At 59.4% G+C, this 25,092-nt stretch carries 20 protein-coding genes, 2 tRNA genes, 3 rRNA genes and 1 pseudogene; 12 read left to right on the top strand and 14 right to left on the bottom strand.

The annotated features are described in order from the left end of the window. Positions 1-106: 106 nt before the first annotated feature. From lptF to ACZ0BA_RS14730, 4 genes and pseudogenes are all read left to right on the top strand, one after another. Positions 107-1,243, top strand: a complete 1,137-nt coding sequence (gene lptF, locus ACZ0BA_RS14745; protein ID WP_463451977.1) for an LPS export ABC transporter permease LptF — start codon at positions 107-109, stop codon at positions 1,241-1,243. Beyond that, complete coding sequence (gene lptG / locus ACZ0BA_RS14740; protein WP_463451976.1) at positions 1,240-2,409, top strand: LPS export ABC transporter permease LptG; 1,170 nt, start codon at positions 1,240-1,242, stop codon at positions 2,407-2,409. The genes lptF and lptG overlap by 4 nt, the downstream gene beginning before the upstream one ends. Beyond that, positions 2,410-2,832 (top strand): sirohydrochlorin chelatase, encoded by a 423-nt coding sequence (locus ACZ0BA_RS14735; protein ID WP_463451975.1) that lies wholly within the window; start codon positions 2,410-2,412, stop codon positions 2,830-2,832. A gap of 89 nt (positions 2,833-2,921) precedes the next feature. Further along, positions 2,922-3,050: pseudogene (locus tag ACZ0BA_RS14730) on the top strand (helix-turn-helix domain-containing protein); the annotation flags it as partial. A 79-nt stretch (positions 3,051-3,129) separates the two neighbouring features. On the opposite strand, the gene ACZ0BA_RS14725 reads toward ACZ0BA_RS14730, so the two are convergent. From ACZ0BA_RS14725 to ACZ0BA_RS14690, 8 genes are read right to left on the bottom strand one after another with little or no spacing between them, the layout of a single operon-like run. Then, positions 3,130-3,906, bottom strand: coding sequence for a glutaminyl-peptide cyclotransferase (locus ACZ0BA_RS14725; protein WP_463451974.1), 777 nt, complete (start codon positions 3,904-3,906; stop codon positions 3,130-3,132). 14 nt (positions 3,907-3,920) lie between these two features. Then, the gene (locus tag ACZ0BA_RS14720) at positions 3,921-4,649 is read right to left on the bottom strand and encodes a hypothetical protein (RefSeq protein WP_463451973.1); all 729 of its coding nucleotides are present in this window, start codon (positions 4,647-4,649) and stop codon (positions 3,921-3,923) included. Between the two features lie 49 nt (positions 4,650-4,698). After that, positions 4,699-5,460 (bottom strand): uroporphyrinogen-III C-methyltransferase, encoded by a 762-nt coding sequence (cobA, locus tag ACZ0BA_RS14715; RefSeq protein ID WP_463451972.1) that lies wholly within the window; start codon positions 5,458-5,460, stop codon positions 4,699-4,701. Positions 5,461-5,482: 22 nt separating this feature from the next. Continuing rightward, positions 5,483-6,799: a sulfate adenylyltransferase subunit 1 gene (locus ACZ0BA_RS14710; RefSeq protein ID WP_463451971.1), complete on the bottom strand. Its 1,317-nt coding sequence runs from the start codon at positions 6,797-6,799 to the stop codon at positions 5,483-5,485. Continuing rightward, complete coding sequence (gene cysD, locus ACZ0BA_RS14705; protein WP_463451970.1) at positions 6,799-7,737, bottom strand: sulfate adenylyltransferase subunit CysD; 939 nt, start codon at positions 7,735-7,737, stop codon at positions 6,799-6,801. Before cysD ends, ACZ0BA_RS14710 begins: the two co-directional genes overlap by 1 nt. Positions 7,738-7,746: 9 nt before the next feature. Next, positions 7,747-8,496, bottom strand: a complete 750-nt coding sequence (locus ACZ0BA_RS14700) for a phosphoadenylyl-sulfate reductase (RefSeq protein WP_463451969.1) — start codon at positions 8,494-8,496, stop codon at positions 7,747-7,749. Between the two features lie 19 nt (positions 8,497-8,515). Continuing rightward, the gene (locus tag ACZ0BA_RS14695; protein WP_463451968.1) at positions 8,516-9,124 is read right to left on the bottom strand and encodes a DUF934 domain-containing protein; all 609 of its coding nucleotides are present in this window, start codon (positions 9,122-9,124) and stop codon (positions 8,516-8,518) included. Continuing rightward, positions 9,117-10,817, bottom strand: coding sequence for a nitrite/sulfite reductase (locus tag ACZ0BA_RS14690; RefSeq protein WP_463451967.1), 1,701 nt, complete (start codon positions 10,815-10,817; stop codon positions 9,117-9,119). The genes ACZ0BA_RS14695 and ACZ0BA_RS14690 overlap by 8 nt, the downstream gene beginning before the upstream one ends. A gap of 152 nt (positions 10,818-10,969) precedes the next feature. Here ACZ0BA_RS14690 and ACZ0BA_RS14685 point away from each other — a divergent pair, with 152 nt between their 5' ends. After that, positions 10,970-11,911, top strand: coding sequence for a CysB family HTH-type transcriptional regulator (locus tag ACZ0BA_RS14685; protein ID WP_315220941.1), 942 nt, complete (start codon positions 10,970-10,972; stop codon positions 11,909-11,911). 15 nt (positions 11,912-11,926) lie between these two features. After that, positions 11,927-12,580: a class I SAM-dependent methyltransferase gene (locus ACZ0BA_RS14680; protein ID WP_463451966.1), complete on the top strand. Its 654-nt coding sequence runs from the start codon at positions 11,927-11,929 to the stop codon at positions 12,578-12,580. Here ACZ0BA_RS14680 and ACZ0BA_RS14675 read toward each other — a convergent pair. Next, positions 12,553-12,876, bottom strand: coding sequence for a hypothetical protein (locus ACZ0BA_RS14675; RefSeq protein WP_463451965.1), 324 nt, complete (start codon positions 12,874-12,876; stop codon positions 12,553-12,555). The genes ACZ0BA_RS14680 and ACZ0BA_RS14675 overlap by 28 nt on opposite strands. Before the next feature lie 71 nt (positions 12,877-12,947). Between ACZ0BA_RS14675 and ACZ0BA_RS14670 the strand changes: the two genes are divergently transcribed. Beyond that, complete coding sequence (locus ACZ0BA_RS14670) at positions 12,948-14,012, top strand: porin (protein WP_463454760.1); 1,065 nt, start codon at positions 12,948-12,950, stop codon at positions 14,010-14,012. On the opposite strand, the gene ACZ0BA_RS14665 is transcribed toward ACZ0BA_RS14670, so the two are convergent. The 3 genes from ACZ0BA_RS14665 to ACZ0BA_RS14655 form a co-directional block, all read right to left on the bottom strand. Continuing rightward, positions 14,009-15,199, bottom strand: coding sequence for a PAS domain-containing sensor histidine kinase (locus ACZ0BA_RS14665; RefSeq protein WP_463451964.1), 1,191 nt, complete (start codon positions 15,197-15,199; stop codon positions 14,009-14,011). The genes ACZ0BA_RS14670 and ACZ0BA_RS14665 overlap by 4 nt on opposite strands. A gap of 120 nt (positions 15,200-15,319) precedes the next feature. Then, complete coding sequence (locus ACZ0BA_RS14660; RefSeq protein ID WP_363497196.1) at positions 15,320-16,081, bottom strand: LytR/AlgR family response regulator transcription factor; 762 nt, start codon at positions 16,079-16,081, stop codon at positions 15,320-15,322. A gap of 105 nt (positions 16,082-16,186) precedes the next feature. After that, complete coding sequence (locus ACZ0BA_RS14655) at positions 16,187-17,530, bottom strand: sensor histidine kinase (RefSeq protein ID WP_463451963.1); 1,344 nt, start codon at positions 17,528-17,530, stop codon at positions 16,187-16,189. A gap of 547 nt (positions 17,531-18,077) precedes the next feature. On the opposite strand from ACZ0BA_RS14655, the gene ACZ0BA_RS14650 reads away from it, so the two are divergent. From ACZ0BA_RS14650 to rrf, 5 genes are all read left to right on the top strand, one after another. Further along, a 16S ribosomal RNA gene (locus ACZ0BA_RS14650) occupies positions 18,078-19,608 on the top strand. Positions 19,609-19,671: 63 nt separating this feature from the next. Beyond that, a tRNA-Ile gene (locus tag ACZ0BA_RS14645) sits at positions 19,672-19,748 on the top strand. 23 nt (positions 19,749-19,771) lie between these two features. Continuing rightward, a tRNA-Ala gene (locus tag ACZ0BA_RS14640) sits at positions 19,772-19,847 on the top strand. A 232-nt stretch (positions 19,848-20,079) separates the two neighbouring features. Next, positions 20,080-22,952 (top strand): 23S ribosomal RNA (locus ACZ0BA_RS14635). Positions 22,953-23,084: 132 nt separating this feature from the next. Next, a 5S ribosomal RNA gene (rrf, locus tag ACZ0BA_RS14630) occupies positions 23,085-23,197 on the top strand. The 16S, 23S and 5S rRNA genes sit together here with 2 tRNA genes alongside, the layout of an rRNA operon. Positions 23,198-23,267: 70 nt before the next feature. On the opposite strand, the gene ACZ0BA_RS14625 is transcribed toward rrf, so the two are convergent. Both ACZ0BA_RS14625 and ACZ0BA_RS14620 read right to left on the bottom strand, forming a co-directional pair. Then, entirely contained in the window at positions 23,268-24,101 is an 834-nt protein-coding gene (locus ACZ0BA_RS14625) for an ABC transporter permease (RefSeq protein ID WP_463451962.1), read from the bottom strand. Position 24,102: 1 nt separating this feature from the next. Next, a complete protein-coding gene (locus tag ACZ0BA_RS14620) occupies positions 24,103-25,074 on the bottom strand; it encodes an ATP-binding cassette domain-containing protein (protein ID WP_463451961.1) in 972 nt (323 codons plus the stop codon). Between the last annotated feature and the right edge of the window lie 18 nt (positions 25,075-25,092).

Below are 25,092 nucleotides of genomic sequence, written 5' to 3'. Positions count from 1 at the left end.
TCTCCGTGTCGTGTACGAATTGCCAGCCCGTTTGGCCTGATTGGCCCGGCTGTTATTAACTTGTGGCCCCGTGACGAGCCCTTAACTACCGAATTATAACTTTCGAATGATCTTTCAACGCACCCTACGACGTGAAATGGCCAGCACCGCCTTCGCCACCTTCACGATCCTGTTCAGCGTTTGCGTTACGTGGACCTTGATCGGCATCCTCGGCAAGGCCGCCGGCGGCAAGGTCGCCTCCAGCGACGTGGTCGCGCTGATCTTGTTCGCAACGGTGAATTATCTGCCAACTATCCTCATCCTCACCAGTTTTATTTCGGTGCTGATGGTGGTCACCCGCAGCTACCGCGATTCCGAGATGGTGGTGTGGTTCGCCTCCGGCTTGAGCCTCACGCGCTGGATCGCGCCGGTGCTGTCGTTCGGGCTGCCGATGGTGCTGCTGACGGCGGGCCTGAGCTTTGTCGCCGCGCCATGGGCCAAGGAAAAAAGCGCGGAGTACGTCGAGCGCTTCGCCAAGCGCGAGGATCTGCAAAAGGTCTCGCCCGGCCAGTTCCGCGAATCGTCGTCGGCCAACCGCATCTTCTTTGTCGAAGGCGTCGCCGGCGACACCTCGGTGGTGCAGAACGTGTTCGTCAACACGGTCGATAAGAACGGCACGGCGGTCATCGTCGCGCGCGAGGGCGTGATCAGCAATGGACCGAAAGGCGAGCGCTATCTGGTGCTCAAGAACGGCCGCCGCTATCAGGGTATGCCGGGGCAGTCCGATTTCCAGACCATGGAATTCGACACCTACAGCATGCGTGTGACCAGCCAGGCCCAGGACCTCGACGCCGAGCGTGACACCGATTCGGTGCCGACCATGGAGCTGTTCGCCGATACCTCTAACTCGGGCCGCGCCGAGCTGCTATGGCGTATCGCCTCGCCGCTGACTTGCCTGGTGCTGGTGCTGCTGGCGATCCCGCTGGGGTTTGTGAATCCGCGCGCCGGCAGTTCGGCCAATTTGATTATCGCGCTGCTGATCTTCTTCTCGTACACCAACGCGGTCAAGCTGGTCGAGGGTAGCGTCAGACTGGGCAAGTTCACGTTCGCGTTGTCCTGGTGGCCGCTGCACCTGATGGCCGCCATTACGGTGCTTGGCCTGTTCGCCTGGAGGCTCAATCTGAATCACCGTTACCATCCGCTGGCGTTGCTGGCGGCGATGAAGCGTTCGCGCAATGCTAGTAAAAAGGCGGTGGCGCCATGAAGATCCTTCAACGCTATTTCGCGGTCACCATCTTCCAGGCGGTAGCCTTTGTGCTGGTCGCCTTCCTGGCGCTGCAGGCCTTCATGGACCTGACCGGCGAATTGCCCCGCGTCGGCAAGAACGGCTACGCGATCCAGTACGTGCTGCTGTTCGTGGCGGTCAAGCTGCCGGGCCACGTGTACGAGGTGATGCCGCTGGCGGCGCTGATCGGCACCATCTATACGATGGCGCAGTTCGCGTCGACGTCGGAGTTCACCATCATGCGCGCCTCCAGCATGACCACCGGCATGGCGGCGTGGATGCTGGCCAAGATCGGCGTCGTGCTGGTGATTATCACCTTCATCTTCGGTGAGCTGATCACGCCGCGCACCGCGCCGCTGGCGGAGAAAATCAAGCTCAGTGGACGCGGCACGACGATTTCGACCGAGTTCCGATCCGGCTTGTGGACCAAGGATATCGTCAAATCCGACGGCATGACAGGGGAGGTGATCGGTTCGCGCTTCTTCAACGTGCGCGAAGTGCGCCCGGACGGCAAACTGGTCGACGTCAAGCTGTACGAATTCGATAACAACTTCCGCCTGCGCTCCATCACGGTGGCCAAGACCGGCACCTATCAGGGCACGAACAAGTGGATGCTGTCGGATGTGAAGGAGAACATCTTCACCAATCCGGCGCTGCTCAAACCGGGCAGTGAAGCCAATCTGGCGAATAACTATGCGCAGGGCAGCAGCATGATCGAGACCCGCACCAGCGCCACCAGGGAGCTGATCTCCGAGATCACGCCGCGCATCTTGTCGGTGTCGCGCTCGGACCCGGAACGCATGTCGGCCAGCGAGCTGGCGCTGTACACCCGCCACCTGCAGGAGAACAAGCAGGAGACGGAGCGCTTCAAGATCGCTTTCTGGAAAAAATTGTTCGATCCGCTGGCGATCTTCGTGCTGATGGCGCTGGCGCTGCCGTTCGGCTACCTGCACACCCGCAGCGGCGGCGTCAGTCTGAAGATTTTTGTCGGCATCATGATCGGTGTCAGCTACCTCCTGGTCAACACGCTGTTCTCGCACCTCGGTGTATTGAGCACCTGGCCGGCGGCGCTGACGGCGATCGCCCCGAGTTTAATTTTCCTGCTGCTGGCGCTGGGCGCCTTGTGGTGGGTGGAGCGACACTAGATGAGTAACACCGTGAATAACACCGTCAGCACCGCTGCGAACAAACAAGCTTTGGTTCTTTTCGCGCACGGCGCCCGCGCGGCGTCGTGGGCGGCGCCGTTCGAACGGCTGCGCGACCTGACGCAGGCGCGCACGCCGGACGTCCCGGTATCGCTGGCGTTTCTGGAGTTGATGGAGCCGCGCCTGCCGGAGCAGGTAGCCGCGCTGAGCGCCGCTGGCGTCACGCAGATCACGGTGGTGCCGGTGTTTCTGGGGCAGGGCGGCCACGTGCTGCGCGACCTGCCGCTGATGGTCGACCAGTTGCGCATCGATTATCCGCACATCAGCATCGACGTGGTCGAAGCGGCCGGCGAGAACGCCGCGGTGCTCAACGCGCTGTCGGACTACTGCGTTTCTTCGTTAGCGGGCGCGCCGCCAAACTGACAGCGGAATACTGCCGTCCGGCCGGTTCGGCACGCGATAGCGCAGCGTCAATCATCATCAATCCTGCCGGGGCCTGGCCATAATCGCGGCTGCGCGAGCCGTCCGGTAGTAGGGATGACCTCCGCTATTTCCTGGCACTGTACGACGCCGGCACGCTGTCGGGCGCCGCGCGCGAGGCCGGTGTAGAGCACACCACCGTTGCACGCCGCATCGATGCGCGCTCGCCGCCTATGTAGCACGAGGATGTCCGTCGCGCGGCGCCGGTTCGCGCCGTGGCAGATGAGATCATCGCCGTATTTACTTCCGAGGCACCAGCTTGATTTCGTAAAGCTTGGGCCACAGTTTGCCGGTGACGAACAGGCGTTTTTTGTCGCCGTCCCAGGCGATGCCGTTCAAGACGTTTTCGTTGTTCGGGCCTTTGCCCGCATCCGGATACAGCTTGCCCAAATCGATCCAGCCGACGATCTTGCCGGTGTTTTGATCGATGCGGGCGATGGTGTTGGTGTGCCAGATATTAGCGAAGATCTCGTCGCCCACCACTTCCAGCTCATTGATCTGGTCGACCGCGATGCCGTCGGCCGTCACCTTCACGCGGCGCACTTCGAGGAAGGTCTTGGGGTCGAGGAAGCGCAGGGTCGCGCTGCCGTCGCTCAGTACCAGCTCCTTGCCGTTTTGCGCCAGGCCCCAGCCTTCGCCGGGATAGGCGAACTGGTTGCGCAGCTCGAAGGTGGCCAGATCGAACACGAAGCCGGTCTGCGATTGCCAGGTGATGCCGACCAGCGTGTCCTTCCAGACGGTCAGGCCTTCGCCGAAGTACTGCGGCGGGATATCTTTGCTTTGCAGGACCTTGCCGGTGTCCAGATTCACCTTGCGGATCGACGATTTACCGTTCAAGCCCGTGCTCTCATAGAGAAAACCGTCGCGGTACAGCAGGCCCTGGGTGAACGCCTGCGGGTCGTGCGGATAGCTGCGCACGACCTTGAAATCGTAGGTCGGGATCGAGGGCGCGGCCAACGCGCCGGTGGCCGGCAGCAGGGAAAACAGGAGCAGGGTTTTGATACCGTTTATTTGCACGATTCGTTTCACTATCAGGCTACCGTTGAATTCTGGAGTTCGACCATGGCGTCGAGCGTGGTGCCGGGATTGGCGAATTCGGCATCGATGCAGGCGCGCGCCTCGGGCGAGACGATCAGGGCGATCGCCTGGCGCCGCAGCGCTTCGGCCGCGTCGACTTCGCCGCAGCCGGCCAGCAGTTCGAGCAGCAGGCGCACTTCGGCCATGTAGTTGTAGACCGTCGCCAGCAGGTCGGACATGCCCTCGTTGGTCAGTAGCTGCAACTGGGCGACGTGGGCGTTGACTTCTCCCGCGTAGGCCGCAAGGTGATTTTCCGGCTCCGGCAGGTAGCTGCGCGCCAGCGGGTAGTCGCCGCAGGCCATCATCGACGTCAGCGCGGAGTTGGCGCATTCGGCCGCCAGCGCCGCCGGCAGCTGTTTGAACAGCAGCCAGGTGTTTTGCAAGTCACCCAGTTTGTCGTTGATGGCGCGGATGTCGTTGAAGAGGATGGCGTCGCCGCCGTCGGCCAGCAGGCGGTCGGTGAGGCGCTGGCGCAGCGCGACCAGCGCTTGCCGCGCGGGCAGGTGTTCCTCGGCCAGCTTGGCCCAGGCGCTCAGCACATAGGACAGCCGCAGCGGCGCCACTTCCGTGTCGCGCACCGACGTGGCGTCGAACAGCCAGACATAATCCGTCAGGGCGGCGCCGAACTCGCCGGCGGAATGGGCACCCCAGGCGCGCTCCAGAACTTCGTGAACATTATCCATTACTACCTCTTATGAGATGAATGGACATTCTATTACGGATTTCGGGGAATCAGGCGCCGAGCTGGCGGTCTATTGCGCCGCTAATCTCCGCTTCGAGGCGTTGATGCGAGCGGCTTTGCATGGCGTCGCCCAGCATCACCAGCACCGGACCGTGGGCTTCGCCCAAGCCCAGCGCCAGCGCGGCGATGGTCAGGCGGCGGATGCGCTGGTCCGGGCGGCTGCAGTTTTCGATGACAACCACCGGGGTGTCCGGACGGTGGCCGTGCGCCAGCAGGCGTTCGGCGGTGGCGATGGCTTCGCGCCCGCCCATGTACTGCACCAGCGTGTCGGTGTCGGGAATGGCGTCGTGGTGCGCTTCGTCGGGCGCCGTGGAGGAGGTGAAAAACGCCACGCTGCGGGCCACGCCGCGTTTGGTCAGCGGTTGCTTGCTGGCGGCGGCGGCGGCGACGGCGGTGGTGATGCCGGGGACGATTTCGACGTCGATGCCGGCTTCCTCCAGCGCGCGCAATTCCTCGTCGGCGCGGCCGAACAGCATCGGGTCGCCGCCTTTGAGGCGCACCACCAGCGCATGGCGCCGGGCGTTGTCGACCAGCTGTTGGTTGATGACCTGCTGCGCGGTGGAGCGCTGGCCGCTGCGTTTGCCGACCGAGATTTTTTCAGCCTGGGGGCACAGCTCCAGCATCTCCGGGGTCACCAGGGCGTCGTGCAGCACGACGTCGGCTTGCGCCAGCAGGCGCGCTCCGCGCATGGTGATCAGGTCCTGCGCGCCGGGACCGGCGCCGATCAAATAGACTTTTCCGAGAGATGCCATTGCTGTACCGTGGATTCGCTTGTTATTCCGACAGGCGAATCATACCCGCAGCCACCGTCTGGTGGGTGACTTCATCGATCAGGATAAAGGCGCCGGTGGCACGGATGTCGGCGTAGGCGTCGGCCGCCAGCGGCTGCTGGACGGTCAGGCCGATGCGGGCGATGTCGTTCAGCTTCAGGCCATCGGCGGCGTGGCGCTGCTGGGTGTTGATGTCCAACAGCGAGTCGATGCCGGTGATCTTGGCCGAGGTCTGCTTGGTGCCGTGCTTGATCCAGTACTTGCGGCGCTGGTCGAGCGGCTCGTCGGACATCCAGCAGACGTCCGCCTTCAGGGTCTTGAGCAGGGTCGCCGGCTGTTCGACATTGGCCAGCAGGTCGCCGCGCGAGATGTCCAGGTGCTCGTTCAGCAGCAGCGTGACCGATTGGCCGACCACCGCCGACTGGTGCGAGCCTTCCAGCGTGACGATGTCCTTGACGGTGGCGTTTTGGCCGGAAGGCTGCACCACCAGCTTGTCGCCGACGCTGACCTTGCCCGCCTCGATGCGGCCCATGTAGCCACGGAAATCGTTGGCTTCGTGGCCGTTGTGGCGCGCCACCAGCTGTACCGGGAAGCGGAACGGCGCGTCGTGCGATTCATCGTACACCGACAGCGATTCGAGCAGCTCGATCAGGGTAGGGCCTTTGTACCAGCTCAGTTTTTCGCTGGCGTCGACGACGTTGTCGCCGCTCAGGGCCGACAGTGGGATCGGCGTGATGTCCTTCAGGCCCAGGGTGGCGGCGAATTCCCCGTAGGCCTTGACGATGCGGTCATAGATCGCCTGGTCGTAGTTCACCAGGTCCATCTTGTTGACGGCGACGACCACGTGCTCGATCTGCAGCAGGTGGGCGATGGTCGAGTGGCGCTTGGTCTGGATCAGCAAATCGACGCCGCCGTCCTCGCGCAGCTTCACTTTCGAGACGTCGATCAGGATGATGACGGCATCGGCGGTCGAGGCGCCGGTCACCATGTTGCGGGTGTACTGCTCGTGGCCCGGGGTGTCGGCGATGATGAACTTGCGCTTCGGCGTGGCGAAGTAGCGGTAGGCCACGTCGATGGTGATGCCTTGTTCGCGTTCGGCTTCCAGGCCGTCGGTCAACAGCGACAGGTCGACGGCGTCGCCGACGGTGCGCTTGTGCTTCGAGCGCGACATCGCGTCCAGCTGGTCGGCGAAGATGCCTTTGCTGTCGAACAGCAGGCGGCCGATCAGCGTGGATTTGCCGTCGTCGACGGAACCGGCGGTGATGAAGCGTAAAAGTCCGCGCTCGGTCTGGGTTTCTACGGTGTTGGTGCTAGCGTTCATCAGAAGTATCCTGCTTTTTTACGTTTTTCCATCGAAGCCTCGGAGGTCTGGTCGTCCATCCGGGTGGCGCCGCGTTCGGTGATCTGGGTGATGGCGGTTTCGGCGATGATCGCCTCGACCGTCGCCGCGTCCGACGACACCGGGCAGGTGCACGAGATGTCGCCCACGGTGCGGAAGCGCACCACCTGGGTTTCGACGGTCTCGCCATCGCGCGGCGGGGTCAGGTCGGTCAGCGGCACCAGCAGGCCGTTGCGCGGAATGACCTGGCGCTCGTGGGCGAAGTAGATCGGCGGCAGTTCCAGCTTTTCGCGGGCGATGTACTGCCACACATCGAGTTCGGTCCAGTTCGAGATCGGGAACACACGCATGTTCTCGCCCGGATGCACGCGGGTGTTATACAGGTCCCACAATTCCGGGCGCTGCGATTTCGGGTCCCACTGGCCGAATTCGTCGCGGAAGGAGAAGATGCGTTCCTTGGCGCGGGCTTTTTCCTCGTCGCGGCGGGCGCCGCCGATGCAGGCGTCGAAGCCATGTTCGGCGATCGTCTCGAGCAGCGTGACCGCTTGCGCGGCGTTGCGCGAATCGGTGGCCGGATTACGCAGGCGCACCGTGCCTTTTTTGATCGAGTCCTCGACCGAGCCGACGATCAGGCGCTCACCCAGTTCGGCCACGCGCTTGTCGCGGAAGGTGATCACCTCGGCGAAATTGTGGCCGGTATCGACGTGCACCAGCGGGAACGGGAATTTACCGGGGCGGAAAGCCTTCTCCGCCAAACGCAGCAAGACCACCGAGTCCTTACCGCCCGAGAACAGCAGCGCGGGATTGCTGCATTCGGCCGCCACTTCGCGCAGGATGTGGATCGCTTCCGATTCCAGCGCGTCCAGGTGGCGTGCATTAAGGTGGACGTCGTGTACGTTGTTTTCAACTAAAGCGTTCATTGGACTAGCCTATTGTTTTGTGGTGAGCATGAAGTCTTCTTCAGCTGCCACGGATTTTATACGTATGAGCTTACCGTCGACCATATGCAGGCCGCATTCCTTCGAGTCCGGGTTTTCCCACCACCAGCGGCCGGCGCGCACATCCTCGCCCGGTTCCACCGCGCGGGTGCACGGCGCGCAGCCGATCGACGGGTAGCCCTGGTCGTGCAGCGCGTTGTACGGCACGCCGTTGTCGCGGATGTAGTTCCAGACGTCTTCCTCCGACCAATCGGCCAGCGGATTAAACTTGGTCATGCCGTGCGCCGGGTCGTCCTCCTGCACGTGCAGCTCGGCGCGGGTGGTCGATTGCGCGCGGCGCTGCCCGGTCACCCAGGCCTTGTTGCCGGCCAGGGCGCGGCCCAGCGGCTCGACCTTGCGAATGCGGCAGCACTCGCGGCGCATCTCGACGCTGTCGTAGAAGGCATTGAGGCCATTCTGCGCGACGTAGGCGTCGACCGCTTCGGTTTGCGGCTTGTACAGCGCGATCTCGTAGCCGCCGTAATGCGCCTTTACCTTGTCGAGCATCGCCAGCGTCTCGGGATGCAGGCGGCCGGTTTCAAGCGAGAAGATGCCGATATCCAGTTTGGATTTCAGGATCAAATCGGTCAGCACCATGTCTTCGGCGGCCAGACTGGAGGCGAAGACCGCCGGGGAAAAATCGCTGGCGATGCGCGACAGCGTGGCGCTGCTGTCGGCAATCAGCTTGCTCAGGTCAGACATTCAAACTCCCATCATCCAATCAGATACCGGCGCCGTCGTTGTTGGCGGCCGGCGCGGCGACGCCCGAGGTGCGGGCGTGGCGGCGGTACAGCGGCAGCTTCTGGTCCACCGACGCCTGGTAGGTCTCCGAGAAATCGGACAGGCCTTTGAGGGCGTCGTGGATGCTGCGGTCCGGGCGCGTGGCGTAGGCGTTGAAGCCGACGCGCTGCATCTGGAACAGCTGGTCGCGCAGCACGTCGCCGATGGCGCGCAGTTCGCCGGTCCAGCCCAGGCGGCTGCGCAGGTTGTAGGCGATCGAGTAGCCACGGCCGTCGGTAAATTTAGGGAAGTCGACTGCGATGATGCCGAACTTGGACAGGTCGTCCTTGATCGCTTCCGGACGCTCGTCGCTGGCGATCCAGACGCCGATCTCGCCGGCGGCGGCGCGCGCGGCCAGCAGCTCGCGCTGCACCAGCCACAGGCTTTGCGGCACGATGATTTTGCCTGCCGGGACTTCGACGGTGGCCGGGTCGGTCTGCGGCGCGCCTTCGACCGGTTCCGCGAGGCGCAGCACCAGCCAGTCGTCTTCGACGACTTCACGGCCCTTGATGATCAGGTTCTTCAAATTTTCAGCGACAGCATCAGACATATTCATCCTCTCCTACCAGGCGACCGGATTTTTCGGCGATCGGCGTGGCGTATACAAATTCCTTGAACGGTGCGACGCCGAGGCGCTGCGCGCAGGCGGCGAACGATTCGTCCTCGAAGCGTTCGCGCACATAGACCTGCAGCAGGCGGGCGATCACTTCCGGCATTTGCAGCGCGGAGAACGATGGTCCGATGATCTTGCCGATGGCCGAGTGGTTGCCCTGCGAGCCGCCGATCGACACCTGATACCATTCGCTGCCGTCCTTGTCGACACCGAGCACGCCGATGCTGCCGACGTGGTGGTGGCCGCAGGCGTTGATGCAGCCGGAGATATTCAGCTCGATCTCGCCGATGTCGTGCTGGTAGTCGATGTCGTCGAAGCGCTCGGCGATGGCGGCGGCGATCGGGATCGACTTGGCGTTGGCCAGCGAGCAGAAGTCGCCGCCCGGGCAGCAGATCATGTCGGTCAGCAGGCCGATGTTCGGCGTCGCCAGGCCCTTGGCCTTGACCTGCTGCCACAAGGTGAACAGCTGCGACTGTTCGACGTCGGCCAGCACGATGTTTTGTTCGTGCGTGACGCGCAGTTCGCCGAAGCTGTACTTGTCCGCCAGGTCGGCCATGAAGTCGATCTGTTCGGCGGTGGCGTCGCCCGGCGGCACGCCGGTCTTTTTGAGCGACAGCACCACGGCCGCATAGCCGGGTTGCTTGTGCGGCTTGACGTTGCGGTTGACCCAGTTGGCGAAAGCCTTGTTACCAGCTGCTTCCGGCGCGGCGGTGACGTCGCTGTCGTCGAGCTGCTTGTACGCCGGCGGCTGGAAGTAGTCGATCACGCGCTGCATCTCTTCGACGGTCAGGGTTTCCGGACCGTCCTTCAGGTCGACCCATTCGGCTTCGACCTGGCGAGTGAATTCCTCGACGCCGATGGCCTTGAGCAGGATCTTGATGCGGGCCTTGTACTTGTTGTCGCGGCGGCCGTACTGGTTATACACGCGCATCACGGCTTCGGTGTAGGTCAGCAGGTGCTGCCATGGCAGGAATTCGCGGATCACGCTGCCCAGGATCGGGGTGCGGCCCATGCCGCCGCCGGCCATGAATTTGAAGCCGATCTCGCCGGCGTCGTTGCGCACCACGGTCAGGCCGATGTCGTGCACGGCGATGGCGGCGCGGTCTTCGACGGCGCCGTTGATGGCAACTTTGAATTTACGGGGCAGGGCGATGAATTCGGGGTGGAAGGTCGACCACTGGCGCAGCACTTCCGCGTATGGACGCGGGTCGATGATCTCGTCGGCGGCGACGCCGGCGTACGGATCGGACGTGGTGTTGCGGATGCAGTTGCCCGAGGTCTGGATGGCGTGCATCTCCACCGAGGCCAGGTCGCTGAGGATGTCCGGAGTCTGTTCCAGCTCGACCCAGTTAAACTGGATGTTCTGGCGGGTGGTGAAGTGGCCGTAGCCGCGGTCGTACTTGCGGGCGATGTGGGCGAACATGCGCATTTGCTTGGACGACAGCAGGCCGTACGGCACCGCGATGCGCAGCATATAGGCGTGACGTTGCATGTACAGGCCGTTCTGCAGGCGCAGCGGCACGAATTCGGCTTCGGTCAGCTCATCGGAGAGACGGCGCCGTACCTGGTCGCGGTACTGTGCGATGCGTTCACGCACGATAAGATGGTCGTACTGGTCGTATTGATACATATTCTTCCTAGATAGTAGCTTGCTAGAATCCCCACACTAGCGCTAATAGTAATAAACTTCGTCTTTATTCCAAACGACTTAGTCTTTATTTGCTTATATAAGGATTGGGCATAAGCATGGACGCTAATAATTTTAAGATGGGCCAAGACTAGATGAACCTTCACCAACTGCGCTTCGTGCGCGAGGCCGTACGCCAGAACTACAACCTGACCGACGCCGCCAAGGCGCTATTTACGTCGCAGCCCGGCGTGTCCAAGGCGATTATCGAGCTGGAGGAGGAGCTTGGCGTCGATATCTTCACCCGTCACGGCAAGCGCATCCGCGGCCTGACCGAGCCGGGGCGGCTGGTGCTGGAGTCGGTGGAGCTGATTATGCAGGAAATCGACAGCCTCAAGCGCATTGGCAAGGAATACGCGGCCCAGGACAGCGGCAGCTTCACCATTGCCACCACGCACACCCAAGCGCGCTACACCTTGCCGAAGGTGGTGCAAGCCTTCATGCTGAAGTTTCCGAAGGTGCGCTTGTCTTTATTGCAAGGTAATCCGCAGCAGATCGCCGAAATGGTCCAGCGCGACCAGGCCGACCTGGCCATCGCCACCGAATCCATCGCCGGCATTACCGGGCTGATAACATTGCCGTGTTATCAATGGGAACACGTGGTGGTGGTGGCGCCGGACCATCCTTTGCTCAAATCGAAGCAGGTGACGCTGGAAGAAATTGCCGCATTCCCGATCATCACGTACGATGGCGCCTTCGCCGGCCGCAGCAAGATAGACCACGCGTTTTCGCTGCGCGGCCTGAAGCTGGACGTGTTGCTGGAGGCCATAGACGCCGATGTGATCAAGACCTATGTGGAGTTGGGCATGGGGATTGGTATCATAGCGGGTATGGCCTATGACGCCGAGCGCGACAAGAACCTGCGCGCCATCCCTGTCGGCCACCTGTTCGGCATGAATGTGTCGCGGGTGGCGGTCAAGCAGGGCGCCTATCTGCGCAGCTATATATATACCTTTATTGAACTGCTGGCCCCTACGCTCAACCGCAAGTTGATCGAGCAGGCCATGAGCGGTGAAAAAGAGCACTACGAACTGTAACTAGAAAGCACTACCATGATTACCAATCAGTTGGCACAATTCTATGCCGTCAATGCCGACAACTATGACCAGGTCTACGCGCGCGAAGAGCGCTTCGACGACCTGGACGACCTGCAGGAAATGGTCGCCGAGCTGTTCCAGGGCCACAAGGTGCTGGAGCTCGCCTGTGGCACCGCCTACTGGACCGATCTGATCGCCGAAGTGGCCGATTCCGTGCACGCCACCGATCTGCTGCCGGAAATGATCGCGCTGGCCGAGACGCGCGGCCTCGACGAGGACGTCGTCACCTTCGGCGTGATGGACGCCTTCAACCTGCCCGACGACCTGCAAGGCAAGTACACCGCCGTGTTCGCGGCCGGCTTGTGGACCCACGTCAAGCGCGAAGACCAGGAGAAATACCTGAAGACCTTGCGCGCCAAGCTGGGCAAGGATGTGATGCTGGTGCTGCTCGACGAGTCGTATGTCGACGGCGATACCATGGTGTTCGCGCGCACCGACCTGGAAGGCAATACCTTCCAGATCCTGACGGCCGACGACGGCCAGCGCTACGAGGTGATGCACAACTACCTGACCGACAGCACCCTGCGCAAGCGCTTCGCCGCGTCGACCAAGCAGATCCGCATCGAGCGGCTGCAGTACTACTATCTGCTGAGCTGCAAGCTGAAGTGATGATTGCGCGATTCGTGATTTGTTTGATCACGAATCGCGTGGACCAGCGCTAAACTGGAGGACAGGCGTACAAAGATCCCATTCCGGCAAGTAGGCGCCTTCATCCGCTCACCGGTTTTAAAAATCCCAAGGTTTTGACGATCGATGTCTTCAGTAATCATTCGTATAAGATCATGAGGTGATTGATCGTTGCCCGTGATCCCACCGGGGACCGGACAGCTTGGCAATCCATAATTTGAAGTTGCAAATTTACAACGGATTGGTGTTGTCACATTGTTGAAGTAATTGATAGGCATGATTCGCCCCGTGCAGCTTTCTTTCAACCTTCAGTAGAGAACATCAAGTGAAAAAACTTACTCTGGCAGCAATGATCATCGGCGGTTTCGCAGCGCAGGCGCAAGCCCAATCGAACGTCACGATCTACGGTATCGTCGATGCCGGTATCGTCAGCGAGCGCGGCGGCTCGGCCGGCAGCGTGACCAAAGTCACCAGCGGTATCGGCAGCCAGTCGCGCCTGGGTTTCCGAGGCACCGAAGATCTGGGCAACGGCCTGTCGGCCATCTTCCAGATCGAGACCGGTCTGAAAGTCGATGACGGCACGCTGGACAACACCAACAGCGCCTTGTTCAATCGTCAGGCATTCGTCGGTCTGCGCAGCAAGGAAGCCGGCACCCTGACCCTGGGTCGTCAGTACACTATGTTGTACAACGCCATGAGCCAGGTTGCCGATCCGTTCGGCGCCGGCTACGCTGGCACGATCAAGAATTTGTTCCCGGCCGCCGGCGCCAACACCCGCGTTAGCAACGCCGTGGTCTACGCCACCCCCGTGTTCGCGGGTTTCAGCGCCGAAGCGCTGTACGCGCTGGGCGAGCAGGCCGGTAGCAACGAAGCCGGCCGTCAATTCGGCCTGGGCCTGAACTACGGCCAGGGCCCGCTGAACGCGCGTCTGGTCTACAACAACCGCAACAACGACACCGTTGCCGCCGGCACCACCCCGGCAGCGAACCGCGACTCGGGCCGCAACACGCTGTTCGCGATGAACTACGACTTCAACGTCGTCAAGGCTTACTTCGCGTACGGCGCCGACAAGGGCCTCAACAGTGCCGCGCTGCCGGTGGCCAACGCCTACGGTTACGCCGTCGCTCCGCGCGCCAGCCTGGACAGCAACGACATCCTGATCGGCGTACAAGTGCCGGTCGGTAGCGGCACCATCATGGCGTCGGCGATCCGCAAGAACGACAAGACCCGTTTCAACCAGGATGCCGATCAGTGGGCTGTGGGTTACCTGCATGCGCTGTCGAAGCGTACCGGCGCCTATGTCGCGTACGCCAAGATCAAGAACAAGAACGGCGCCGGCTACACCGTGGGCAACAACAACGAAGCCGGCACGGGCGACAAAGCGTTCAACGTCGGCGTGCGTCACTCGTTCTAAGCAGCATCAACGGCGCTTTCCTGCGTCAGCAGCGGCAACCGGATGATGATCCGGGTGCCGCCGTCGCTGAGGATGGAAATGTCGCCGTGCAGTGCCCAGACCCGCTCGCGCATCCCGATCAGGCCAAAGGACGATGCCTTGTCCATGTCGTCTTCGGCGATGCCGCGACCGTCGTCGTGTATCGAAATTTGCAGCGACGCGTCCGAGCGTCGTAGCGACAGCTCGACGTTGCGCGCTTCCGCGTGCCGCGTGATGTTGGTCAGCGCTTCCTGCGCGATGCGGAAGATGGCCGTGCTGTAGGCGTCATCGAGTATCAAGTCTTCTTCATTTGCGTGCAAGCGGCAGGAGATGCCGTAGCGCGACACGAAATCCTGGCGCAGGCTTTCCAGCGCAAAATACAAACCGCCCTCGTCGAGCGCGCGCGGCCGCAGATTGCTGGCGATGCGCCGCAGCGACGTGATGGCCGACATCAGCAGATCGTCCATGCCCGCCTGCAGCTTGCGCGCCGTCGGATCGCCGCTCGATTTTTGCTGCAGCAACGCCAGGTCGACCCGCAACGTGGCCAGCAGCTGCCCTAGATCGTCATGCAGCTCGCGGGCAATGTGCTTGCGTTCCTCTTCCCGTATGGTTTGCAGCGCGGCCGATAATTCGCGCAACTGCGAATACGATTGCTCCAGCTGCTCCTGCACCTGCTTGCGCTCGGTGATGTCGCGCAGGATGATGGTGTAAATCTGGTGGCCGTTTTCGGACAGCGAAGAGATCGAGCCTTCCAGCGGGAAGTGCTGGCCGTTGGCCTTCATGCCGGTCACCGCGTAGTCGCTGGCGCGCCGGCCCTTCATGCGCAGGCGGATGCCGGTCGAGCCGAAGTAATGGGTGGTGGGGGTGCCGCCGGTCTGGCGTTGATCGCGTGGAATGAATTGCTGGAGCGGTACGCCTTCCATCGACTGCACGGTCGTGCCGAACATGGCGGCGGCCGAGGGATTGGCCTGCAGGATATTTTGATGTTCGTCGGTGATGATGATGGCGTCGCTGGCGTGCTGAATGATCCCCCGGCTGCGTTTGTGGGCGGCCGAGCTTGCACTGGAAAAAAGCCATCCCATGCGTGCTGACAAGCGGGCGAACAGCGCGGCCCCGGCACCGATGAAGGGAAGCTTGAACAATGATCTGGTTTGGCCTGGCATTTTCATGCGGCATCCCTCAGCCGAAGAGGGCGGCTGCAACTGGTACAGTAGCGCAATCTGATTTTTACCCTGTTGACTTGTCTCAACTGGACACAAGCGTCGCACGCTCGCGTCCACGGATCGTCGTCACATCTGCTTGAACAAATGCAGGAAACTGCGGCTGACCTCAAGCTTGTCCGACTTACCTTTGATCATAACCAAATGGCGGCCACGGATGTCGCGCGTTACGCCTTCGATGGCGTTGACGTTGACCAGCGTGGCGCGATGGATTTGCCAGAACAGCGCCGGGTCGAGTTCCTCGGCAAGATCGCGCACGGGTTTGCGAATCAGCGCTTCGTAGCGCTCGGTTTGCACACAGGTATATTTCTCGTCGGAGCGGAAGAACAGGATTTCCTCGACAGGTATCATGCGCAGATCCTGGCCGATGCTGGCCTGTATCCACTGCAAATAGGCCGGCTTCGGCGCGGTGATTTTCTCCGCCAGTTGCGACAGCATCGCCGTCACGCTGGCGTTGACGTCGGCCGCCGGTTTGGTCAGGCGCGTCTTGAGGCGTTCGACGGTGATTTGCAAACGCTCCGGCTCGGGCGGCTTGAGCACGTAGTCGACCGCGCCGCGCTCGAACGCCTCGACCGCGTACGCATCGTAGGCGGTCACGAACACGATGTGGCTTTTGTTGCCGATCACTGTGGCCGCCTCCATGCCGGTCTTGCCCGGCATGCGGATATCGAGAAAGGTGAAATCCGGCTTGAGTTGGTCGACCAGCTCGATCGCCTCATCGCCGTTCTTGGCTTCGCCGATGATGTCCAGTTCGGGCCAGACCTGGCCCAGGCGCATGCGCAGCTGGTCGCGCATCAAACGTTCGTCATCGGCAATGATTGCTGTAGGCATCGTGTGGGTATGTTTAGTTGTTAGATGTGGATGATTATTTGATCAATTATTCAACGAATCCGCGCAATAATCAATCGTTGATGGTTCGGCTGTTTTTACGGCTCCTTATTTGGGGGCGTTATTGGCCAGCTGATAGGGCACCTCGATCGTCGCGATGACGCCGCTCGGGCTGTTGGCGGCGATCAGCAGCTGTCCCTGGTCCCCGTGCAACAGTTTCAGGCGTTCGCGGATGGTCATCAAGCCCAGTCCGGTGCCGTCGCTGGGCACGGCGCCAAAGCCCAGGCCGTCGTCGCTGACGATTACGCGCAGTTTGTTGTGGGCGACATCCGCGCGCACCTTCAGCGTTCCGCCTTCCGGTTTGGCTTCGAGGCCGTGCTTGATGGCGTTTTCCACCATCGATTGCAGCATCATCGGCGGGAAAGCGGCGGTGCGCAGGCCGTCCGGGATATCGAAATCGACGGTCAGTCGCTCTTCCATGCGCATTTTGAGCAGGTTCAGATACGCCACCACCATGTCGGCCTCGCGGCCGAGGTTGGTGATCAGGGCGTTGTCGCGCATTTGCGGCAACACCGCGCGCAAGTATTTGATCAGGCTGCGCTGCATGGCGGAGGCGCGCGGCGGATCGGTCTCGATCAGGTGCTCGACCGAGGCCAATGTGTTGAACAGAAAGTGTGGTTCGACTTGCGCCTGCATCATTTGCATCTTCGCCTCGCTCAGCTGGCGCTGCATGGATTCGCGCTCGACGGCCGCGTTGGCGGTCTGGGTTTCCGCTTCGGCGCGTTTTTTGCTGCCCATCAGTGCCTTGATGCCGAACAGGGCCAGCACCAGCAGGGTGACGAAGCTGCGGAACCAGGTCGATGCCTGGCCGTGGTAACGGGCGACCTTTTGCTCGGCCGCGTCGTCGACCGCTTCTTCAATCGCATTGGATAATTCTTCGCCGATTTGCGGCGGCAGATCGATGTGGACTTCCTCGCCGGGAAGGGTGGGCAGGGCGGGGACGGCCCGCGTGACGGTCTTGCCGCCCTTGTAGTTGGGTGCGGCTGGAGCGGCCGGTTCGGCGGGCGCCTCGGGGGTCGCCGGTTCGGTAGGGGGCGCCGGTTCGGCCGGCTCGGCACGGGGAACGCCGTTCTCGTCGACGCCGCTTTCGGTCTTTTCCGCGTCTTTGTTGCGCTTGCCGCGCATGTTGAAGCGGATGCCGCTGTCGTCGATCACGATATTGGTGTCGGCGCCTTTGCGTTTCTTGTCGCTGCGGACCTGTTCCTCCTGCACTGGGCTCGACGAGAACAGTTCGTCCTGGAGAATCGAGCCTGCGATCAGCATCAATACCGCGAACACCAGGAACTTCCACCACGACAGCTGCGTTACCCACGTGGCGGTCGCGTCGAAACCGTGATGCAGCCAAGTGGCGCCGGTCTTCAGGGTGTCTTGCGTTTTAGGCATAGGAAACATGTAAGGCTTTCACTCTTGAGTACGAGGCAAGTGTAACGAGTTTTGGGACGGTGCAACTGTAACGGTGATGGCGTTGATGCGCCATGCCCATGCGACAGTCTGCAAGAAACAGGGATTGGACGGCGCGAAGAGGGGGATAGAAAATAGCGCTTGCAAGCCAGCGGGGGCTTTGCTATAGTTCGCCTCCTCGCAAAACGGCGCACACAAAACAACGTGTTGCAGAGTGAAGCGGGGCAAAAAAGAGGGTTGACGAAATGAGCGAAACGCTTCATACTCTTCCTTCTGCGCTGACGAACAAAACGATTTGTCAAGCGTGCAAGCAGTACCAGTGACACCAAATACACGTTCTTTAAAAATTAACAGTCGATAAGTGTGGACGTTTGATGAAAGTGCACATGCAACCTCCGGGTTGCATGAAACTTAAAATATCAAATGTTCACAAGAAGTAATGAAATAGGCGCTACGCAAGTAGTGGCCTGTCAGTATTTTGAGTGAGCGACCTCTTAGCAATAAGAGTGCCGGTAAAACGGCAAAAGTAACAGAGATTAAACTGAAGAGTTTGATCCTGGCTCAGATTGAACGCTGGCGGCATGCCTTACACATGCAAGTCGAACGGCAGCGCGGGGCAACCTGGCGGCGAGTGGCGAACGGGTGAGTAATATATCGGAACGTACCCTGGAGTGGGGGATAACGTAGCGAAAGTTACGCTAATACCGCATACGATCTAAGGATGAAAGTGGGGGATTCGCAAGAACCTCATGCTCCTGGAGCGGCCGATATCTGATTAGCTAGTTGGTAGGGTAAAAGCCTACCAAGGCATCGATCAGTAGCTGGTCTGAGAGGACGACCAGCCACACTGGAACTGAGACACGGTCCAGACTCCTACGGGAGGCAGCAGTGGGGAATTTTGGACAATGGGCGCAAGCCTGATCCAGCAATGCCGCGTGAGTGAAGAAGGCCTTCGGGTTGTAAAGCTCTTTTGTCAGGGAAGAAACGGGTCCTTCTAATACAGGGATCTAATGACGGTACCTGAAGAATAAGCACCGGCTAACTACGTGCCAGCAGCCGCGGTAATACGTAGGGTGCAAGCGTTAATCGGAATTACTGGGCGTAAAGCGTGCGCAGGCGGTTTTGTAAGTCTGTTGTGAAATCCCCGGGCTCAACCTGGGAATGGCAATGGAGACTGCAAGGCTAGAGTTTGGCAGAGGGGGGTAGAATTCCACGTGTAGCAGTGAAATGCGTAGATATGTGGAGGAACACCGATGGCGAAGGCAGCCCCCTGGGTCAAAACTGACGCTCATGCACGAAAGCGTGGGGAGCAAACAGGATTAGATACCCTGGTAGTCCACGCCCTAAACGATGTCTACTAGTTGTCGGGTCTTAATTGACTTGGTAACGCAGCTAACGCGTGAAGTAGACCGCCTGGGGAGTACGGTCGCAAGATTAAAACTCAAAGGAATTGACGGGGACCCGCACAAGCGGTGGATGATGTGGATTAATTCGATGCAACGCGAAAAACCTTACCTACCCTTGACATGGATGGAATCCCGGAGAGATTTGGGAGTGCCCGAAAGGGAACCATCACACAGGTGCTGCATGGCTGTCGTCAGCTCGTGTCGTGAGATGTTGGGTTAAGTCCCGCAACGAGCGCAACCCTTGTCATTAGTTGCTACGAAAGGGCACTCTAATGAGACTGCCGGTGACAAACCGGAGGAAGGTGGGGATGACGTCAAGTCCTCATGGCCCTTATGGGTAGGGCTTCACACGTCATACAATGGTACATACAGAGCGCCGCCAACCCGCGAGGGGGAGCTAATCGCAGAAAGTGTATCGTAGTCCGGATTGTAGTCTGCAACTCGACTGCATGAAGTTGGAATCGCTAGTAATCGCGGATCAGCATGTCGCGGTGAATACGTTCCCGGGTCTTGTACACACCGCCCGTCACACCATGGGAGCGGGTTTTACCAGAAGTAGGTAGCTTAACCGCAAGGAGGGCGCTTACCACGGTAGGATTCGTGACTGGGGTGAAGTCGTAACAAGGTAGCCGTATCGGAAGGTGCGGCTGGATCACCTCCTTTCTAGAGTAGCACTCTTCATTAAGCGTTCACACTTATCGACTGTCAATATAAAGAACAGCATTTGGGGCTGTAGCTCAGCTGGTTAGAGCACCGTGTTGATAACGCGGGGGTCGTTGGTTCGAGTCCAACCAGCCCTACCAGTTTCTGCCTGTAGTAAATCTCAGGGGGATTAGCTCAGCTGGGAGAGCACCTGCTTTGCAAGCAGGGGGTCGTCGGTTCGATCCCGTCATCCTCCACCAAAAAGTTCAAATGCAAGCAACGCGATGTGCGTATGTTTATGTTTGATCTTTTAGAGATCAAGTGCTGTACGTTCTTTAACAATCTGGAAGAAGTAAGTAAATTTTATTGATCGCAAACACCGACAGGTGGGTGCGATGGGTAATGATTGTATGTATCAACAAACGCAACAACGTAGTACTTCTTATTTCTATAACCGCTCCTTTGTTTAGTCGCAAGGGGCTAACGTTATAGGGACAAGTGAATAAGTGCACATGGTGGATGCCTTGGCGATTACAGGCGATGAAGGACGTAGTAGCTTGCGATAAGCTGCGGGGAGCTAGCAAACAAGCTTTGATCCGCAGATTTCCGAATGGGGAAACCCGGCCTTTTAGGTCATTGCATACTGAATACATAGGTATGCAAAGCGAACGCGGCGAACTGAAACATCTAAGTAGCTGCAGGAAAATAAATCAACCGAGATTCCCAAAGTAGTGGCGAGCGAAATGGGAAGAGCCTGCACGTTTTAGCATGACGCATAACAGAATCCTCTGGAAATAGGAGCCATAGCGGGTGATAGCCCCGTACGTGAAATGCGATGTGTGGAACTAAGCGTGCGACAAGTAGGGCGGGACACGAGAAATCCTGTCTGAATATGGGGGGACCATCCTCCAAGGCTAAATACTCGTAATCGACCGATAGTGAACCAGTACCGTGAGGGAAAGGCGAAAAGAACCCCGGGAGGGGAGTGAAATAGATCCTGAAACCGTGTGCATACAAACAGTAGGAGCGGACTTGTTCCGTGACTGCGTACCTTTTGTATAATGGGTCAGCGACTTACATTCAGTGGCAAGGTTAACCATATAGGGAAGCCGTAGAGAAATCGAGTCCGAACAGGGCGATAGTCGCTGGGTGTAGACCCGAAACCAAGTGATCTACTCATGGCCAGGATGAAGGTGCGGTAACACGCACTGGAGGTCCGAACCCACTAATGTTGAAAAATTAGGGGATGAGCTGTGGGTAGGGGTGAAAGGCTAAACAAACTTGGAAATAGCTGGTTCTCTCCGAAAACTATTTAGGTAGTGCCTCAAGTATCACCATCGGGGGTAGAGCACTGTTATGGCTAGGGGGTCATCGCGACTTACCAAACCATTGCAAACTCCGAATACCGATGAGTGCGAGCTTGGGAGACAGACGTCGGGTGCTAACGTCCGGCGTCAAGAGGGAAACAACCCAGACCGCCAGCTAAGGTCCCAAAGATTGGCTAAGTGGAAAACGAAGTGGGAAGGCTAAAACAGTCAGGATGTTGGCTTAGAAGCAGCCATCATTTAAAGAAAGCGTAATAGCTCACTGATCGAGTCGTCCTGCGCGGAAGATGTAACGGGGCTAAGCCAGTCACCGAAGCTGCGGATATGCGCAAGCATATGGTAGGAGAGCGTTCTGTAAGCCTGCGAAGGTGTCTTGTAAAGGATGCTGGAGGTATCAGAAGTGCGAATGCTGACATGAGTAGCGATAATGGGGGTGAAAAGCCCCCACGCCGTAAGCCCAAGGTTTCCTGTTCAACGTTCATCGGAGCAGGGTGAGTCGGCCCCTAAGGCGAGGCAGAGATGCGTAGCTGATGGGAAGCAGGTTAATATTCCTGCACCGTCGTATGATGCGATGGGGGGACGGATCGCGGAAGGTTGTCCAACTGTTGGAATAGTTGGTTTCTGGTTCATAGAAGGCGCTTAGGCAAATCCGGGCGCGTAATTCAAGGGACTGGGACGAGGTGCTTAGGCACTGAAGCAATCGGAAGTGGTTCCAAGAAAAGCCTCTAAGCTTCAGTCATACGAGACCGTACCGCAAACCGACACAGGTGGGCGAGATGAGTATTCTAAGGCGCTTGAGAGAACTCGGGAGAAGGAACTCGGCAAATTGGTACCGTAACTTCGGGAAAAGGTACGCCCTTGTAGCTTGGCTGATTTACTTCAGTAGGGTGAACGGGTTGCAATAAACTGGTGGCTGCGACTGTTTAATAAAAACACAGCACTCTGCAAACACGAAAGTGGACGTATAGGGTGTGACGCCTGCCCGGTGCTGGAAGATTAAATGATGGGGTGCAAGCTCTTGATTGAAGTCCCAGTAAACGGCGGCCGTAACTATAACGGTCCTAAGGTAGCGAAATTCCTTGTCGGGTAAGTTCCGACCTGCACGAATGGCGTAACGATGGCCACACTGTCTCCTCCCGAGACTCAGCGAAGTTGAAGTGTTTGTGATGATGCAATCTACCCGCGGCTAGACGGAAAGACCCCATGAACCTTTACTGTAGCTTTGCATTGGACTTTGAATCAATCTGTGTAGGATAGGTGGGAGGCTTTGAAGCGGGGACGCCAGTTCTCGTGGAGCCAACCTTGAAATACCACCCTGGTTCATTTGAGGTTCTAACCTTGGCCCGTTATCCGGGTCGGGGACAGTGCATGGTAGGCAGTTTGACTGGGGCGGTCTCCTCCTAAAGTGTAACGGAGGAGTTCGAAGGTACGCTAGGTACGGTCGGACATCGTGCTAATAGTGCAATGGCATAAGCGTGCTTAACTGCGAGACTGACAAGTCGAGCAGGTACGAAAGTAGGACATAGTGATCCGGTGGTTCTGTATGGAAGGGCCATCGCTCAACGGATAAAAGGTACTCTGGGGATAACAGGCTGATTCCTCCCAAGAGTTCATATCGACGGGGGAGTTTGGCACCTCGATGTCGGCTCATCACATCCTGGGGCTGTAGCCGGTCCCAAGGGTATGGCTGTTCGCCATTTAAAGTGGTACGTGAGCTGGGTTTAAAACGTCGTGAGACAGTTTGGTCCCTATCTGCCGTGGGCGTTGGAAATTTGAAGGGGGCTGCTCCTAGTACGAGAGGACCGGAGTGGACAGACCTCTGGTGTACCGGTTGTCACGCCAGTGGCATTGCCGGGTAGCTAAGTCTGGAAGAGATAACCGCTGAAAGCATCTAAGCGGGAAACTTGCCTTGAGATGAGATTTCCCAGAGCCTTGAGCTCTTTGAAGGGTCGTTCGAGACCAGGACGTTGATAGGTCAGGTGTGGAAGTGCAGTAATGCATTAAGCTAACTGATACTAATTGCCCGTACGGCTTGTCCCTATAACCTTAGCAGGTTATGGTTGAATAAGAAGTGCGTTGAAACGTTCGTTGATACACAACTTCATTACCCCATTTACTTACTTCTCCAGATTCAGGGCGACGCGAATACGCGCAGCCCAGTACAAGTCAATGCCTGATGACCATAGCAAGTTGGTACCACCCCTTCCCATCCCGAACAGGACCGTGAAACAACTCTGCGCCGATGATAGTGCTGCAACCAGTGTGAAAGTAGGTTATCGTCAGGCTAGTTATATTAAAAAGCCCCTTCCAGTGATCTGGTCGGGGCTTTTTTTCGTTTATACGACGCGCAAATCCTTATCGTTCTCCGAAACTTTGTGTGATGCGGTCCAATATGATCGCCAATAACACCACGCATAAGCCGCTTTCGAATCCCAATCCGACGTCCAGCTGTTGGATACTGCTCAATACCTCGCCACCCAATCCGCCCGCGCCGACCATCGACGTGACGATCACCATCGACAAGGCCATCATGATGGTCTGATTGATGCCACCCATCAGCGCTGGCAGGGCCAGCGGCAATTGCACCTTGAGCAGTAGCTGCCAGCCGGTTGCTCCAAACGCTTGCCCCGCTTCCAGTTGTTCCTTGTCCACCTGCAAAATCCCGATCGTGGTGAGCCTTACCGCTGGCGGCATCGCGAAAATCACCGTGGCGATGATGCCCGGCACACGCCCCAGACCGAACAGCATCACAGCCGGAATCAGGTAAACAAATGCCGGCATGGTCTGCATGAAATCCAGCACCGGCCGCAGCACCGCATGCACATGGCGGTTCCTGGCCGCTAAAATGCCTAGCGGCACGCCCAACGCGAGGCTGATCAATGTGGCGGACAGCGTTAACCCCAAGGTGACGATCATCTGCGGCCAATAACCCAGCGCCGCAATCAGCGACAGCGACAGTCCCGCGAACACGCCGAAGCGCCATGACAGCCGACGCCAGCCAACAATAGCGGCAGCCGCAATCAACACCCAAGCGGGCGCCAGTTGCAGCACATTTTCAATGACACCCGCCAAACCTTCGATGACCCGCCCGGCGCTGTCGAACAGCCCGCCGTTGTGATCGATCAGTATCCGGACCGCGCCGTTGACCGCGTCTCCCAGCGGCAAATATTGGTGGAGTTGTTCGAACATATCAGCCTCTGGCGCTCGCGCGTGAAATTATGCGCAACGCGCTGGCGGCAGTGATCAGTCCCAACGCGACACCGCTGGCGTCGCGCACGGTCAGCGGCATCTGATAAGCGGTCAGGCGCGGCATCAAATCGCTCAACCGGGCATCGGCGGCGACGCTGGGTTGCTCGGCCGCCGCCCCAGCCACCGCTTCGTGATCGATGAGGTCGGCCGCCAACAGGTGGCTGGACGTGTCGGCACTGTTGAAGAATTCACGCACGTGATCGTTGACCGGATTGCTCAACAGCTCGCGCGAAGTGCCCTGCTGAATCAGGCGCCCGCCATGCAGCAGGGCGATCTGGTCGCCAAGGTGCAGCGCTTCATCGATGTCGTGCGACACAAATACAATTGTGCGACGTCGCTCGCCCTGCAAGCTCAGCAGCAGCTCCTGCATTTCGCGGCGTTTGATCGGATCGAGGGCGGAGAACGCTTCGTCCATCAACAGCAGCGCCGGATCGACAGCCAGCGCTCGCGCCAGGCCGACCCGCTGCCGCATGCCGCCGGACAGTTCATGCGGACGTTGCTGCGCATTCGCCAGCAGGCCGACCTGTTCCAGCATGGCCGAGGCGCGCCGATGCCGTTCCGCCCGTCCCACGCCGGCGATCTCCAGGCCGAAGGCGGCGTTGTCGATCACGCTCCGATGCGGAAACAGTGCCGACGACTGGAACACCATGCCCATCGCCTCGCGCCGCAGTTGCTGCAACTGACGCGGCGCCAGTCGGCTCAGGTCGACGCCGTCGATCAGCACCTGGCCGCTCGATGGCGGCGCCAGTCCATTGATGGTGCGCAGCAAGGTCGACTTGCCTGAGCCCGACAATCCCATCAGCACACAGATGCCGCCCTCGGCGATGTCGAGCGACACATCGTCAAGCGCGGCGGCCCGATTCTGATCGAACACTTTGCAGACATTGCGCAGCGAGATTTTGATATTGGACATGGCGTGCTTTCTGGAGGG

It is taken from the genome of Duganella sp. AC917, from assembly GCF_979258245.1.
The sequence above is the reverse complement of the archived record's forward strand: the minus strand, read 5'-3'. Positions and strand labels throughout refer to the sequence as shown.